Below are 15679 nucleotides of genomic sequence, written 5' to 3' on the forward strand. Positions count from 1 at the left end.
TATGTTTCCGCAAGATTTTCTTTTTGGTGTAGCGATGTCTGGATTTCAATTTGAAATGGGTAAGGAGAATTCCAAAGATGAAAACACAGATTGGTATATTTGGACTCATGACTTGCAAAACCAGGCTAATGGTGTTGTGAGTAGAGATCTTGTTGAGGAAGGTGCTGACTATTGGAATAGCTATGCTCGTGTGCATGAATTGTGCTCAAGAATAGGCATGAATGTTATAAGAATTGGTATCGAATGGTCGAGGATCTTTCCCAATCCAACTCATGGTATAAAAGATCCTTCACAAATTGCAGACATGAAGGTTGTAGAGCACTATAAGCAAATCATAGAAGATGCAAAATCAAGGGGTTTAAAAGTGATAGTGAATTTGAACCACTTCACATTACCTTTATGGTTACACGATCCAATCAGGGTTAGCAGGTTTAATGACTTCTCAAGATCTGGCTGGTTGGATGACCGTTCTGTACATGAATTTACGAAATTCGCTACTTTTTGTGCAAAATCTTTTGATGATGTGGATGCATTCACTACCATGAACGAGCCCAATGTGGTTGCAAAATTGGGTTACTTTGGCAGATTATCAGGCTTTCCCCCATCTCTTCTCAACATTGATCTATACGAAAAAGCCCTGGACAACCAGATACTTGCACACAATAAAGCCTATGAGACGATGAAACAGTTCACAAATAAGCCTGTGGGAATTATTTATGCAACAAGCTGGTGTGAAGGTGATGATGCGAGAAACGATGCGATGGAATTGGAAAATTGGTATTTTCTGGATAGAGTAATAGATCGAATTGATTTTCTTGGCGTTAATTACTACACAAGGGCGATTGTGAAAAGAACTCCAAGTGTATTGAGCTCATCTTCGGGAAGGATCAAGATAAATTGGTCTTTTGTTCCTGGCTTTGGAGGATCTTGCCAGAGAAACTCTAAATCGCTTGATGGTAGACCAAGTACTGACAATGGGTGGGAGATCTATCCAGAAGGTCTTGGATATGTCCTAAGATCATGTCGCGACAGATATAAAAAACCTCTTTATGTAACAGAGAATGGTGTAGCAGATGATCGAGATATCTACAGACCATACAGTTTACTGGCACACCTGAAGATAGTGGAAGATTGTTTAAAAGAAAATATGGATTTGAGGGGTTATATGCACTGGTCAATAATAGACAACTTTGAATGGCCAATGGGTTATTCGATGAGATTTGGTCTTGTGAGAGTCGATTTTAAACAAAAGCTCTTCACTCCAAGACCGAGTTATTATCTCTTTGGTCAAATTATAAATTCAAGAACTACTGAACCGTTCTTGAATTTGTTAAAGGCATGGGAGGAAAGAATCTGATGATAACCATAAAAGATGTGGCAAAGCATGCAGGTGTATCAATTGCAACAATTTCTCGTGTGTTGAATGGTAGTGATAGAGTCTCCGATGAGACAAGAAAAAGGGTGTTGAAATCCATTAGAGAACTTGGTTACAGACCAAGATACAATTATTCAGCAAATGGTTCCTTACTTAGAACGATTGGCGTTTTGATGCCAGATCTTGGCGGCTATCATTACAGTGAGATACTGAGTGGTATAGAGGAATTTGCTTATCAGAATAGCTTTGATGTAATGGTCTCACTGACACGTGGTTTTCCAGATAGAGAGAAAAAACACTTAAATGAATATTTCAACAGAAAAGTCGATGGCTTGATAATCTGTACACTTAAAAGTGAAGATAGCGCTTTGGAGAAATTCTTGCAATCTGGAGTTCCTGTTGTATTAGTTGATTCAGATGTCAATGAATTGAGAGTAGATTCTGTGAATATTGATAACTTCAGTGCAGCTTATCATGTGATGAAATATCTATATGAAAAACACCACAAGAAAATTCTCTATGTACCAGGTCCGAAAAATGTTTATGCGTCAATTGAGAGGGAACGTGGTATAGAAAAATTTGTCATGTCCCATTCAGATGTTGAAGTCTTTATATCTAACATCAGAGGTTTTCAACCAGAGACAGGTTATTCGGTGGTCAAGAAATATTTGAAAAAACACGGGAAAGATTTTTCAGCAATATTTTGTGTCAATGATTACACAGTACTTGGTGTTTTGACCGCTCTTTGTGAAGAAGGTTTGAAAGTACCAGATGATGTATCGGTAGTTGGATTTGATGACGCACCACATGCACCATATTTATTGCCTCCTCTTACAACTGTTTCGCAACCAAGATGGGAGATGGGCAGAATGGCAACGAGTATACTCATCGACAAGTTGAATAATCCAAAGAAAAATGTCGTCAGAAATATAATTCTGCCGGCACACATAATTGAAAGAAATTCCACCAAGTCTATGGATCAAATTTGATCAAAAATGATTTAGTTTTTAAAAATTTAAAGAACATGCACTACATTTTCCAGAGGTTGTCGATCTCGCTCCGATAACTCTGCAACTTGGTGTTTTTCGGAGAGTTTTGAAAGATCTCCCGTTGGATATGCAATAGCAAGTATAGTAATTACTGTGTGCTCCTGTGGTATTGGTAGAATTTTCTTGACGATCATTGGATCAAAACCAGCAACGGGGTGTGCTACCAACCCCATTTGGGTAGCTTGAATCTGCAAAAATGCCACAGCCTGTCCAAGGTCGAACAAGAAATAATCTCTATTATCTGAAAGTTGGCAATCCATATCTTTTTTTGAATGAACAACGATTAGAACAGGGGCCTTTTTCATCCAGTAATTGCCACCAGAAAGTGCTTCATGAAGTTTAGTCAAGGTGTCCTGTGATCTGACTACAATAAATCTCCATGGTTGCTTGTTCGAACATGATGGTGCAAGGTGTGCTGCTTTTAAGAGAACTTCTAATTGTTCATCTGAAATCTTATCTTCACTCAATGCCCTTCTGGCTCTTCTTAACTCTATTAGTTCGTTGAGTGCTTTGTCTTGTTGTATGATTTTCTCTAATTGCTCTTCCACTTTTTCGACATGTCCATCAACTTTGACGTTGAACATACTCCATCTTATTCTGTTCCAACAATCCAGAATGAAAGTAGATCGCACGATTTTACCATCTTTTTGTACATTCAAAGAATTGGCAAATTCGCAATTTTCATCAGACAAGAGATTCACTTTCAGTTGATATTTTTCTTTGAAGTTTTTCAAAACCTCTGGACTATCCTTAGATATACCGTAGATCTGTGTTTTGCGTGATTCAAACCATTCAATTGCTTTTGAAAAGTCTTGTGCTTCTTTTGTACAACCAGTTGTACCAGCCTTCGGAAAGAAATAGAGTACGGTATATTTTCCAATCAAATCAGTGTCCTTTGTTTTTCTGTTATCTTGATCAACAAGATTGAACTTCACTATTTTCATTTGCTCACCTCCTAATAATCATAATACTTGAAAACTAAAGGTTTGTACTGTACAATAAAGATCACTACGCGAATTTCATACGAGAAGAACTCAAATTATCGAAAAGTGCTTTTGGACTTCTTTCTGAAGGTAAAGGTCCATTTAGAATGGATAAGATGGAGACGATGATTGTTAGCAAAAAAGTTGAAGACTGTTCATAGTCTTTTGTTAGTGGTGGATATGAGAATTCTGCAGACAACATTCATTTCCTGTTTTTGAGGTGTACAATTTAGAATGAAGTATGAGTAAGTCCATGGGAGGAAGGTTATGTTCAATAAGATTGAAAAAGTCCAAACAGCGAATGAAATAGTAAATCAAATAATTTCGAGTATTTCTAAAGGTGAACTTCAACCAGGGTCACTATTACCTTCCGAGAGAGATCTTGCTCAAATGTTCAATGTAAGTAGGGTAGTTGTCCGCGAGGCAATATCTGCTTTATCGCTCCTTGGAATTATTCAAAAGAAGTGGGGTAAAGGTAATTTCATTTCTGAAAATGTCAATCTATCCTTGATTCGCAATTCTGTGAAACATCTAATAGTTGTCAAAGAACAAGAGGTCATAGAAGTTGTCGAAGCCCGAATGGCTGTAGAATGTGAATTAGCAGCGTTGGCAGCCGTAAGACGGACGTCTACAGATTTGAATCGCCTGAAAAAAGCTTTAGATGATTATTTAAAATCCAGCAGAGAGAGTCCTAAGCGTGTTGAGCTTGATCTTTCGTTTCACATGACTATTGCTGAGATTGCAAGGAGTAGGATTCTTGAAGGTTTACAGAAGGTGTTGAGTGAAAAATATTTCAGTATCATGCAAATAGGAACTCGTCTCGATGATGCCATGAAAAGTGCCGAACAGGAACACACACAGATTTTTGAGGCAATTAGAAATTCAGACGAGGCAATGGCTCGTGAAGTGATGAGGAGTCATCTGGTAAGACTTGCCAGAAGGATCGTTACTCACCTGAAAAACATAGGTGATGAAAAGACATTAGAAGATATACATTCTGAAAGATATACATTCTGAGAAAATTCGTACTTGATCTGCAAAATTTCATCTGAATTTCCCCACGTAAGTAATACCAAAATCCATTCGGGATAATTTTCTTTTTGTTGCAAGCGAAAAAATGCTCCGAATGTCATTTGCATTAAACTTTGAGTAACTTTATGTACATGAAAGTCAAAGATATTCGGTGAAATCTGGAGATCAGATTAGATTTAGAATCAATTTGGTTATAAATCACCAAATTACCCTGTTTTCAGTCCAATGTTGTCGAATTTGATATTTTGTTTGAAATCATTATCTACTGTATATTATTAAAGTGGTTAGTCCAGTATACCAGTTATAAAGATGGAATAAAAAGGAGGCAGAATTATGACAAAAGACAAGCTATTTGGGGTAATACCACCGTTGCTAACTCTTTTTGATGAAGATGGGAATGTAGACTATCAAGCTACCTGTAAATTGGCAAAATTTTTGAGCAATCATGTTCATGGTTTGTTTGTTTGTGGTACTTACGGTGGAGGTCCTTTGATGACAGAATCTGAGAGAATGAAATTGGTCGAAGAGCTTACATCAAGATTACAAAACAAAGTGCCTATGATAGTCCATGTTGGAACTACTAATACTCCCGAAGCGATAAGGCTCGCAAAACACGCTGAGAAATGTGGAGCTATAGCCATTGCATCTGTACCACCATACTATTATCATTATTCAAATCAACAAGTTCTCAAGCATTTCACAAAAATTGTAGATAGTGTTTCAATTCCCGTGTATGTCTACAACAACCCCAAAACTGTGGGTTATGGTATTTCGCCTGAACTTCTCAAGAATTTGGAGACTGTTGGAGTAAAGGGCGTAAAAGACAGTAGTTTTGACATACTGGTGCTTGAGGACTACAAACGTACGTGTTCAAAGGATTTTGATGTTGTTCTTGGCACTGAAGCGATGTTCATGATAGCCCATTTTCTATTGGATATCCAGGCTTTTATTCCTGGTTTAGCCAATGCCTTCCCAGAAATCGTAAGGCAGTTTTTTGATGCATGTATGTCTAACCAAACAGTTCAAGCAAAATCAATGCACGATAGGATATTGAGACTTAGAAAAATAGCATACCAAGCTGGTTCATCCACCACTGGAGTTCTTGCTTTACTTCGCATACGTGGTTTTGAAAATGGGTATCCTCGCTTGCCATTTGAACCTGTTTCAGAAGAACTTTTTGCAAAGATGCACAAGCAAATTTCTGAAGTATTTGATGGCAGTATACCAACAATGCACACATAGGAGGTGTTCAAGATGTTGAACAGATTCAAGGGTGTAATTCCACCTATGTTAACTGCATTCGATGAAACTGGAAATCTTGATATCAAGCGCACGAAAAATATAGCAAAATTTCTCAAGGATAAAGTTGATGCATTGTTCATATGCGGCACCTATGGTAGCGGTCCGCTCATGAATCAAGAAGAAAAAGAAAGAGTAATCGAAGAGGTTTCACAAGAAGTCAACGGCAAGATTCCAATCATAGTCATGGTGGGAAGTGCAAGCACCAAAGAAACAGTAGAGATTGCCAAGTACGCCGAGAAAATGGGTGCAGCGGCTGTTGCGAGTGTCTGTCCATATTACTACGCACACTCCGAAGAAAATATCCTGGGTTTCTTTTCAGAACTTGTGGGTGCTGTTGATATACCAGTTTATGTTTACAATAATCCCAAGACAGTTGGTTATCCTGTTACTCCGAAACTATTGAGAAAATTATACGAGATTGGGGTCAAGGGTCTCAAAGACAGTAGCTTCTCATCTATAACCTTTTATGAATTCATAAGAGAGCTTGGAAAAGAAGATTTTGATTTCATAATAGGAACTGAAGCACTTGTACTTGATGCATTTGCTTTAGGTTCTAAGGCAGTAATTTCTGGTGTCGCAAATGCCTTACCAGAACCGGTTGTTGATCTGACTAAAGCATGTCAGATGAATAATTTGAACGAAGCTGCAAGGTTGCAAACTCTGGTACTGGAATTGAGAGAATTACTTCACATCTCATCAGCGATATCAGTTGCACACGCAATTCTCCAAATACGTGGAATAGATAGTGGTTATCCGAGAAAACCTTTCAAACCACTTAGCAATGAAAAGATGAATGAATTAAAAACCAGGCTTTCTGCTCTTAAATTACCTCTCTGATAGATTTGGGGGACTTAAGTGTGAGCACTTACTTAGCAGGTCTTGACATTGGGACATCAAGTGTAAAACTTTCACTTTGGAATCTGGAGAATGAAGAAATTGTTCTTCAATCAACAGAAGATTATCCAACCTTTCAAGATGATCGTCGACAAGTTTATCAGGATGCACAAGAAGTATACCAAGCGGTGCTAAGGCAGCTCACAAGGGCTATAAAAACATTGCAAGACAAGACCGCCTTGAGTAACTCATTGATAGTTGTACTTGATACCGCGTTGCACACCCTTCTTCTTCTCGATGAACACATGAGCCCATTAACTGGTGTGATACCTTGGATTGATGAAAGAGCCGATTCAGTTGCTGAAGAAATTACAAAAACCGATCTTTCTAAAGAAATCCACAAGCGAACAGGCTGTCCTGTCGATCCTGTTTATCCTCTTTATAAACTGATTTGGTTCAGGAAAAATGAGCCAGAGTTGTTAGAAAGATCAGCGAAAATTGCATCAATCAAAGATTTTCTGATTTTCAAGTTGACAGGAAAATTTGTCGTTGATTTTGCTGTAGCTTCAGGTACAGGATATTTTGATATTCGAAGAAAGCATTGGGCTAAAGATTTGATAAAAGACCTATCTGGTATTGATTCTACAAAATTACCAGAGCTTGTTTCACCATATGAATCGTTCGATGCATCAAAAGAAATAAAAGATTACCTCGATGCACGAAAGATATCTATCAAGTTCGTCAGTGGTATATCGGATGCTGCCGCATCCAGCATTGGTGCAACTCTTGATGACAGAAATTTGATGACTATTTCAATGGGAACCAGTGCCGCTGTGAGGAGAATATCAAACGCTCCCCTTATAGAAGACAAAATGCCCGAAAACGGGATATGGTGTTACGCCGTGGACGAAAATTCTTACATCATTGGGCTTGCATTGAAAAACGGTGGCTGTCTTATTGAATGGTGGACGAAGAATTTTCTTGGTGGTAGGAATTACGACAAAGTGGGGAAATTGTTAGGTGAGATGCTCAATGGCTCTTATTCAACACATGGCAGAATGATTTTTATTCCAACTGTTTATGGTATGCGATCACCACGGTGGGTACCAAATCGAACGGGGGCATTGTTGGGTCTTTCTCCAACAAGCAATCTTAACGAAGCAACTAAGACAGTTGCACAAGGGCTTGCTTTCAACTTAAGAAGGGCATTTGAAACTGTTCTGAATGAAACAAGAGGCAGTTTAGGGGAAACATCAGGCATTGTTGCCACGGGAGGATTGTGTCAAATACCAAATTGGCTCGAATTTCTCGCTAATGTGCTTAACAAACCTATAACTGTGAGACAGAACAGGTACGACGCCTCTAATGGATCCGCTCTCTTATATTTAAGAGATACACCTAAAGGATTGCTAAAAAAATTGACAGAAGGAAGTAGTATCTATCAACCTAAGAGTTCCTTGGTTTCCAAGTACGATGAAATCTATTCCTCTTGGCTTACTCAAATGAATTGGTGGGAAGGGAGGTGAAAGAATAATGTATGTAGAATTGTCGAACATACTTCACAGTTCAATACCAAACTATCCAGATAGTCTGCCAGAAAGATTGGAAAGCATTTTATCACAGGAAAGGGGGGATGTTAGTAATACTTCAGTACTTCATCATTACACACATAATGGGACGCATGTCGATGCTCCATATCATTTTGACAGCAAAGGCAAACGTATTCACGAGATAACATTGGAAAGCTTTGTATATGAACATCCATTGTTGATAAATTTACCCAAAAGACCACAACAGAAAATCTCTGTTACAGAAATTAAGGACACGCCGGGGATAGACTCAGCTGATCTTCTTATGTTTCGAACTGGTTTTGCGATATTGAGGGACAAAGATCCAGTTGCTTACAGATTTTTGTTCCCAGCACTTGATAAAACATTAGCTGCTTTCATACGTGAGGAATTACCAATGGTGAAAGCTGTTATGATTGATTTTCTCAGCGTTGATACACTTGTCGATGGCTATCGTGAGAATTTCCCTGCCCACAAGATGTTGCTGTCTTCAGAAGTTTCAAAAAAGAGACCAGTTCTAATAATCGAAGATGTCAATTTGGAACCATTGGTTGGAAAGGTTATCAAGAGAGTTTTTGCTGTACCTATACGAATTAAAGATGCCGATGGAGCACCTGTTTCTGTTATCGCAGAAATAAGCTGAATTGCTTAACACAATCTTGACAAAGAGGGGAGGAAAATTCAAATGAGAAAGAGGTTTACATTGATATGTTTGATGTTGTTGGTTTTAAGTACAATTATCCTTGCTGATGGATGGACGAATGTTGCTCAATATGCAAAGAAACCTCCTTATGTGATCGGTTGGAGTATTAACAACGCAGGAATCTCCTGGAGAACGGAATATATTGAGGAATTCAAACAGCAGGCGAAAAGATTAGGTAATCTTATAAAGGATGTAATTATTCTCAATGCTGATAGCAACATAGCAAAACAGATAGCAGACATTGAGGATCTGGTTGCAAGAGGTGTTGATGCACTGATTGTTGATCCTCAATCTCCTACCGCATTAGCTCCAATCATAGAGGAAGTTTATAAAAAAGGAATACCAGTAATCATAGTCAATGATCCAATAGAAACCGATAAATACACTTGTTATATAAGCACAGACGATTTTGAATTCGGAAAAGTAGGTGCTGAGTGGCTGGTACAAAAACTCGGTGGAAAAGGAAATGTTGCAATCCTTGATGGCCTGCCAGGTATGGGTGTAGCAATAGAGAGATTCAATGGAGCTATGTCGGTGTTTCAGAAGTATCCAAACATAAAAATCATAGCTCATGAATATGGCGCCTGGTCATATGATAAAGGGAAAATCGCCACGCAAAATATCATCGCTGCTCATAGTGGGAAGATTGATGGAATATGGTCAAGTGGCGGTGAGATGACACTCGGAGCCATCGATGCTTTCTTAGAAGCAGGTTTACCATTGATTCCTATGACAGGAGAAGCACTGAATGGTTTTGTTAAAAGGTGGATTCAGGTCCGCAATAAAGGATTCTCAAGCATAGCTCCTTACAAACCCACTTGGCTCAGTGCAGCAGCTTTAGAATATGCTGTCCAGGCATTGATTGGATTTCCCGTCCCAAAGAAAATAATCTACCCAACCCCAGTATTTAATGAAAAAGATATCGACAAGATTGTCAGACAAGATCTACCAGATTCTTATTGGCTTGGTTCATTGTTGCCTGATGAAGTTATAAAAGAAATCTTCAAGGGTCAATGATAGTTTGGAGGTGATTGGTATGTTAAAGAAAATGGGTATTAGTTTATTAATACTTCTTATGATTTCTTGCTCTATCTTTGGAACATTCGTTTCTGATGAATGGACTGCTGTCAATCAATACAGAAGAGAAGGACCATATGTGATTGGTTTCAGTAATAGCTTTATGGGAATATCATGGAGGACTCAGTTCATGGCTGAGTTTGAGGAAATGCAGAAGGCTTTTGGTCCAATTATTAAACAAATATATGTGACGAATGCCGACAATCAAATAGCAAAGCAAATAGCAGATATTGAAGATCTTTTAGCAAAAGGCGTTCACGGTCTTGTTGTTGATCCGGTATCACCAACTGCTCTTGTCCCAATAATCGAAAGGGCTTATGAAATGGGTATTCCTGTTGTGATAATCAACGACAAAATAAACACAGACAAAATTGCTGCTTACAGAAGTACCGATGACTTCGAATTTGGTAAAGCAGGAGCAGAGTGGTTGGTTAAGGCTTTGAATGGAAAAGGTAAAGTTGCTGCTTTGAGAGGAGTAGCAGGTCACGGTGTTGATGATGATAGATGGGCTGGTGCCAAATCTGTTTTTGACAAGTATCCCAATATAAAAATCGTAGCTCAGGAGTTTGCAGGCTGGTCTTATGATACAGGTAAAGTTGCCATGCAAAATATTCTTGCAGCACATCCAGATCTTGCCGGAGTTTGGTCCTGTGGTGGTGCGATGTCCAGAGCAGCTGTTGATGTTCTTCTTGAAAGTGGTCGCAAGCTTATCCCGGTTACGGGAGAAGATGAAAATGGATTTCTCAAGAAATGGCAACAGTTGAGAAGCAAGGGATTCTCAAGTATCGCCCCAAGTAAACCAACCTGGATAACTCGTGTTGGACTTCAAACCTTGATAGATTTACTCATGGGTATTCCAGTTCCAAAAGTGATGATATATCCTACTCCACTCATAACAGATGAAAACCTTGACAAATACGTAAAACCAGATCTTCCAGATACTTACTGGGCAAATTCACTGTTGCTTGAAAAACAGGTTAAGGAACTTCTTAAAGGTCAATGAGTAGTTGCATTTTATATTTGTTTTGCAGGCGCTCATATAGGAGCGCCTGCTATTAGGTGAGAGGTGAAAAGATAATGCAAGATATGATTTTGAGCGTGGACGGTGTGACTAAGAAATTTCCTGGAGTAAGAGCTTTGAATAATGTTTCACTACAATGTCATAAAGGTACTGTGCATGGTTTAGTAGGTGAAAACGGTGCAGGAAAGTCAACATTGATAAAGATCTTGTCTGGTGTATATAAACCAGACACAGGTAGGATAATATTTGATGGAAAAGAAATCCTTTTTACCTCGCCTCGAGAAGCTATTCTCAATGGTATCCGAACAGTCCATCAGGAATTCAGTTTAGTGCCCTTCCTGTCGATTGCAGAAAATATCTTCATAGAGGATTCGCAAGCCGGAAAATTTTTCATATCTCGAAATAGAATGGCTTCAGAAGCTACTAAGTTAGCTAAGATGCTTGATCTCAATCGACCCGCCAATACTCTTGTTGTTGATTTAAGTGTTGGTGAACAGCAACTTGTTGAAATTATGAGAGCCCTTGCTCATGATGCAAAGTTACTCATACTTGATGAACCAACAGCTTCTTTGGTTCCTGACGAAGTAGAAAGATTGTTTGAGATAATAAAAAGACTTAGGAATAGTGGAGCAACGGTAATATTCGTATCTCACAGACTTCCTGAAATTTTGGAGATTTGTGATGTAGTTACAGTATTGAAAGACGGTGAAGTGGTTGGTACCTACGAGACCTCAACCTTGGATCAGGAGAAATTAGCAAGTCTTATGGTTGGTAGAGAAATGAAAAAGATGTTTCCGGAACATTTCAATGAGGACGTCAAGGAGGAAATCTTGAGGATAGATGAATTATCGATAAAGGATCTAAGAGATTCTGTTAGTCTTGTACTGTATAAGGGGGAAATTCTGGGCCTGTATGGGCTTGAAGGGCAAGGCCAACGTGAATTCATGAGGTCTTTGGCTGGATTAGGAATAATCGAATCTGGAAAGATCATTATCAATGGCAAGCAAATGAAAATTAGAAATCCTGCCGATGCAGTAAAAAACGGCATTATATATGTCCCATCTGACAGAAAAATAGAGGGTTTGGCTGTGAATCTCTCTGTATATGAAAACATCGGTATGGCAGCGTTGATGGCAACAAATGATAAAGTTGTGTCGGAAAGTAAGCTTCAAGCTGCATACCGCAAAGTTATACAGTTGTTTTCTGTAAAGGCAAGTAGCCCAACACAGAAGGCAATAAATCTTAGCGGAGGAAATCAGCAAAAGGTAGTTCTTGGAAAATGGTTTGGTACGGATTTTCTACCTTCCATTTTGTTACTTGATGAACCAACGCGCGGGGTTGACGTCGGAACGAAAGTAGAGATATATTCAATACTCCGCAAATTAGCATCCACTGGCATAGGAGTAATTGTTTCCAGTAGCGACATGATGGAAATGCTTGGACTATGTGATCGAATAATTACGTTTCATGACCATAAAATAACAGGTGAATGTAGTTGGAAGGATTTTTCTGAAGAAAAGATCATGTCACTTGCGGCAGGTATTTCTACAGAGACATCACAGAATTCTTCTCAAGGAGGTATTGGATATGCATCTTGACAAAAAACGAAGCAAGCGAGAAAACTGGTTCATAGCTTTTGTTGCCTTTGTCGTGTTATTTGGTGTGGCATTGATTTTTTCTGACACATTTCGCACATCAAGAAATATAACGAATTTGATAGTTCAGATAACTCCACTTGGATTAGTAACTCTCGGCCAAATGTTTGTGATCATAACAGGAGGCATAGATCTATCTGTTGGATCTGTTTTGAGTTTAGCGACCGCCGTGGCAGCGAACACAATGAAAAATTCCGGTATTATACCTTCTATATTCATGGTTTATGGATTGTGTATTGTTATAGGTTTGATTAACGGTCTTGCGATATCGATTTTTGGGATGAACAGTTTTGTGACAACTTTGGCTACTATGATAATTGCTCAAGGCTTGACGTTATATTTATTACCAGCTCCAGGAGGTATTATTCCATATTCATTTGTCAAGTTCATAATGCGTAACTATTTTTTGGGGCTACCCATCTTTGTGTGGTTCTTTGTTATTTCGGCATCGATATTATCGATCTTCCTATACAAGACAAGATTTGGGTTGAATCTATATGCTATTGGTGGCAATAAGTTGGCAGCATCCTTGTCAGGAATTCCAGTTCGAAAAACTTTGATACTCGCCTACGTTTTGAGCAGTATCATGGCTGCATCCAGTGGTTTGCTCATGACCGCACGCATTTCATGTGGAGATCCATTGGTAGGTCAACCCTATGTATTGGATTCAATAGGAGCAGCGGCGATAGGTGGAATCAGCCTTTCTGGTGGTAGAGGCGGTGTAATCTGTGCTGTTATTGGCACTTTTATCATAGGCAGCATATCGAATATATTGAATATGTTTGGTGTTACACCATACTGGCAATATGTTTTGAAATCTATAATGATAGTTTCTGCTATTACGTTTGCAACTAAATTAGAACGTCTTGGTGGTAGATCCATTAACAACAATTAAGTGGGAGGATGTGGAAAAAGATGAAGAATTCTCCAATCAGCAGGATTTTTTCGAATAGGTTTGCTTTTTCATTAATAATACTCGTGTTGTTCATAATTTTCTCTGGTATAATTCAGCCAAATTATTTCGATCCTCGACATATTTTCACGGTTATCCAACAAGCAGCACCACTCATAGTTGCTGCATTAGGTCAGATCTTTGTTGTTTTCACAGGAGGTATTGACCTTTCTGTTGGATCAATTCTTATATTTACTGATGTTTTTGCTGCTTCATTGATGATGGGAACAAATGAGCGAACAATATATGCTGTCATGGTCTCTTTAATAGTTGGAAGTGCATTTGGATTTGTCAATGGAATAGGTGTAGAATTGCTGAATCTTCCTCCATTGGTTATGACACTCGCGTCTTCTATAGGAGTTCAAGGATTGATGTACTTGTGGTGCAGGGGTTTTCCGCGTGGTGGCGCTTCACCAATACTCAGATATATAGGAACAGCAAGATGGGGAATCATTCCAGTTTCTATTCTCATATGGGGTATAGCAGTTTTGATAAGCGCTCTCTTGGCGCAACGGACCAGATTGGGATGGTCGTTAAAATTCCTTGGATCTAACAGAAAAGCAGCTCATGCAATGGGGATAAGTTGCAAATTTGCTGGAGTAACTGCCTATGTTTTATCAGGTATGTTTGCATCTTTGGCGGGAATTTTGATTTTGGGTTATGTTGGTATACCAAGCTTAGTTTTGGGTGATGACTATACCATGGCTTCTATAGCGGCAGCAGTTCTGGGAGGAGTGAGTCTCTCTGGTGGAGTTGGGAGTGTTTTGGGAGCAGTTACCGGTGGTTTGCTAATGAGATATATTCTAGCATTGTTGACAGCTTTCAATGTTTCTGCAGGTGGAAAGTACATTGTCGAGGGTATTGTGATATTCACCATGATAGCTATGTTGACCTTTCGTGAAAAAGAAGGGGGAGTTTAATTATGTCTACTGTTGTTATAGAAAAGATTTCCAATTCATTGGAGGATACTGCAAATAAATGTTTTCAAAAAATGGGAGGAATCAAAAATTTTCTAACCCCAGGAGACACAGTGCTCATTAAACCCAATTTTGTTGGTCCTATAGGAAGTAAGCAAGGAGCAACGACAGATGTGGAACTTGTGAAAATTTTGGCTGAAATGGCAGTTCAGAATGGAGCAAAACGAGTTTATATAGCCGAATCTTCCGCAACATGTTTTTCTACAGGAGATGTCATTAAAAAGATACAGCTTGAACAAGCCCTTAGAAAATTCAAAGGCGAAAAAGTGCACTTTGTAGATCTGGATCAAGAAAATGTGATCAAAATGAATGCGCCAGAAGATTTTTTTCTAAAACAGATACCTGTACCAGAATTGTTGACGAAAGTAGATCGCATTTGGAATGTACCTAAAGCCAAGGTTCATTATATAGATGCTATAACGTGTGCTGTAAAAAATTATGTTGGTTTTCTGCCACGCGAATTTAGATTATCAGTTCATCAAAGTAGACTGAGCCATGTAGTTGCGGTTATGCATAAATTGTTTCCAGAATCTCTGGTTTTGGTAGATGCTGGGGTTATAGGAGAAGGAGAGGGACCACTGAATGTTAAACCTGTTCTGCTTGACTATATAGTGACCAGTAGTGACCCAGTTGCTGTAGATGTAATTATTGGAAAGATGTTTGGCTTTCAACCACAAGAAATTGAATTTGCTATGAATGCCTTTAACATGGGAATTGGTGATATTAATCCCCTGTGCTTACTTGAAGCATCAGAGACTAATGTATTCAAAATTAACTCGAACTTTAAAAAACCTGTTAGGGGTATCGTAAACAGATACAAACCTTTCAGGATTATTTTAGGTGGTGCTTGTTATGGGTGTTTAACCTGGTTAAAGGGTACATTGGAAGGCTGGATACTTGATGGAACCATGGACAAACTGGAAAAAGCCGGAATCAGGATAAGTGTGATGGTTGGATACAACGCCACAGATGAAAGATTTGATGAATTTATTCAGAATCCTTATGTCGTATTGGGGGATTGCACTCCTGAGAAGTACAAAAATGATCCTCGAGTTATATGTGCTCCAGGTTGTTGTCCCGGCGAGAAAATTCCATCTGCACTTGAAAGGGCAATTTCAATAGCAATGAAAAAATAAAAATCGGGCTGATGA

At 38.8% G+C, this 15679-nt stretch carries 14 protein-coding genes; 13 read left to right on the forward strand and 1 reads right to left on the reverse strand.

Translation table 11 applies throughout. The features are described 5' to 3' along the window. Position 1 precedes the first annotated feature (1 nt). Positions 2-1357 carry a glycoside hydrolase family 1 protein gene (locus tag TSP02S_RS00480; RefSeq protein ID WP_041081105.1) on the forward strand — a complete coding sequence of 452 codons (1356 nt, stop codon included), beginning with the start codon at positions 2-4 and terminating at the stop codon, positions 1355-1357. Next, positions 1357-2364 carry a LacI family DNA-binding transcriptional regulator gene (locus TSP02S_RS00485; protein ID WP_041081106.1) on the forward strand — a complete coding sequence of 336 codons (1008 nt, stop codon included), beginning with the start codon at positions 1357-1359 and terminating at the stop codon, positions 2362-2364. Before TSP02S_RS00480 ends, TSP02S_RS00485 begins: the two co-directional genes overlap by 1 nt. A 26-nt stretch (positions 2365-2390) precedes the next feature. On the opposite strand, the gene TSP02S_RS00490 is transcribed toward TSP02S_RS00485, so the two are convergent. Beyond that, the gene (locus tag TSP02S_RS00490; RefSeq protein WP_041081107.1) at positions 2391-3368 is read right to left on the reverse strand and encodes a redoxin domain-containing protein; all 978 of its coding nucleotides are present in this window, start codon (positions 3366-3368) and stop codon (positions 2391-2393) included. A gap of 306 nt (positions 3369-3674) precedes the next feature. On the opposite strand from TSP02S_RS00490, the gene TSP02S_RS00495 reads away from it, so the two are divergent. The 11 genes from TSP02S_RS00495 to TSP02S_RS00545 all read left to right on the forward strand — a co-directional run bounded on the left by TSP02S_RS00495 (position 3675) and on the right by TSP02S_RS00545 (position 15664). Then, positions 3675-4424 (forward strand): FadR/GntR family transcriptional regulator, encoded by a 750-nt coding sequence (locus tag TSP02S_RS00495; RefSeq protein ID WP_041081108.1) that lies wholly within the window; start codon positions 3675-3677, stop codon positions 4422-4424. A 348-nt stretch (positions 4425-4772) separates the two neighbouring features. Next, positions 4773-5681 (forward strand): dihydrodipicolinate synthase family protein, encoded by a 909-nt coding sequence (locus TSP02S_RS00500; protein WP_041081109.1) that lies wholly within the window; start codon positions 4773-4775, stop codon positions 5679-5681. 12 nt (positions 5682-5693) lie between these two features. Further along, positions 5694-6578 (forward strand): dihydrodipicolinate synthase family protein, encoded by an 885-nt coding sequence (locus tag TSP02S_RS00505; protein WP_052465233.1) that lies wholly within the window; start codon positions 5694-5696, stop codon positions 6576-6578. A 20-nt stretch (positions 6579-6598) separates the two neighbouring features. After that, on the forward strand, positions 6599-8101 hold the full coding sequence (locus tag TSP02S_RS00510; RefSeq protein WP_041081110.1) for a gluconokinase: 1503 nt from the start codon (positions 6599-6601) through the stop codon (positions 8099-8101). A 7-nt stretch (positions 8102-8108) separates the two neighbouring features. Continuing rightward, a complete protein-coding gene (locus tag TSP02S_RS00515; RefSeq protein ID WP_041081111.1) occupies positions 8109-8786 on the forward strand; it encodes a cyclase family protein in 678 nt (225 codons plus the stop codon). Positions 8787-8828: 42 nt separating this feature from the next. Continuing rightward, positions 8829-9863, forward strand: coding sequence for an ABC transporter substrate-binding protein (locus tag TSP02S_RS00520; RefSeq protein ID WP_052465234.1), 1035 nt, complete (start codon positions 8829-8831; stop codon positions 9861-9863). Between the two features lie 19 nt (positions 9864-9882). Continuing rightward, the gene (locus TSP02S_RS00525) at positions 9883-10926 is read left to right on the forward strand and encodes an ABC transporter substrate-binding protein (protein WP_052465235.1); all 1044 of its coding nucleotides are present in this window, start codon (positions 9883-9885) and stop codon (positions 10924-10926) included. 56 nt (positions 10927-10982) lie between these two features. Next, entirely contained in the window at positions 10983-12542 is a 1560-nt protein-coding gene (locus TSP02S_RS00530) for a sugar ABC transporter ATP-binding protein (RefSeq protein WP_052465236.1), read from the forward strand. Then, positions 12532-13494: an ABC transporter permease gene (locus tag TSP02S_RS00535; RefSeq protein ID WP_052465237.1), complete on the forward strand. Its 963-nt coding sequence runs from the start codon at positions 12532-12534 to the stop codon at positions 13492-13494. Before TSP02S_RS00530 ends, TSP02S_RS00535 begins: the two co-directional genes overlap by 11 nt. Positions 13495-13514: 20 nt before the next feature. Beyond that, a complete protein-coding gene (locus tag TSP02S_RS00540) occupies positions 13515-14471 on the forward strand; it encodes an ABC transporter permease (RefSeq protein ID WP_041081112.1) in 957 nt (318 codons plus the stop codon). A gap of 2 nt (positions 14472-14473) precedes the next feature. After that, positions 14474-15664 (forward strand): DUF362 domain-containing protein, encoded by a 1191-nt coding sequence (locus TSP02S_RS00545; protein WP_041081113.1) that lies wholly within the window; start codon positions 14474-14476, stop codon positions 15662-15664. Positions 15665-15679 lie beyond the last annotated feature (15 nt).

Source organism: Thermotoga profunda AZM34c06, from assembly GCF_000828675.1.
GTDB lineage: Bacteria > Thermotogota > Thermotogae > Thermotogales > DSM-5069 > Pseudothermotoga_B > Pseudothermotoga_B profunda.

Bases quoted from the DNA above. Each gene is read 5' to 3' on its own strand.
- TSP02S_RS00495 (WP_041081108.1), top strand. From the start codon at position 3,675: ATGTTCAATAAGATTGAAAAAGTCCAAACAGCGAATGAAATAGTAAAT.
- TSP02S_RS00505 (WP_052465233.1), top strand. From the start codon at position 5,694: ATGTTGAACAGATTCAAGGGTGTAATTCCACCTATGTTAACTGCATTC.
- TSP02S_RS00520 (WP_052465234.1), top strand. From the start codon at position 8,829: ATGAGAAAGAGGTTTACATTGATATGTTTGATGTTGTTGGTTTTAAGT.
- TSP02S_RS00525 (WP_052465235.1), top strand. From the start codon at position 9,883: ATGTTAAAGAAAATGGGTATTAGTTTATTAATACTTCTTATGATTTCT.
- TSP02S_RS00485 (WP_041081106.1), top strand. From the start codon at position 1,357: ATGATAACCATAAAAGATGTGGCAAAGCATGCAGGTGTATCAATTGCA.
- TSP02S_RS00535 (WP_052465237.1), top strand. From the start codon at position 12,532: ATGCATCTTGACAAAAAACGAAGCAAGCGAGAAAACTGGTTCATAGCT.
- TSP02S_RS00515 (WP_041081111.1), top strand. From the start codon at position 8,109: ATGTATGTAGAATTGTCGAACATACTTCACAGTTCAATACCAAACTAT.
- TSP02S_RS00500 (WP_041081109.1), top strand. From the start codon at position 4,773: ATGACAAAAGACAAGCTATTTGGGGTAATACCACCGTTGCTAACTCTT.
- TSP02S_RS00545 (WP_041081113.1), top strand. From the start codon at position 14,474: ATGTCTACTGTTGTTATAGAAAAGATTTCCAATTCATTGGAGGATACT.
- TSP02S_RS00490 (WP_041081107.1), bottom strand. From the start codon at position 3,368: ATGAAAATAGTGAAGTTCAATCTTGTTGATCAAGATAACAGAAAAACA.
- TSP02S_RS00540 (WP_041081112.1), top strand. From the start codon at position 13,515: ATGAAGAATTCTCCAATCAGCAGGATTTTTTCGAATAGGTTTGCTTTT.
- TSP02S_RS00480 (WP_041081105.1), top strand. From the start codon at position 2: ATGTTTCCGCAAGATTTTCTTTTTGGTGTAGCGATGTCTGGATTTCAA.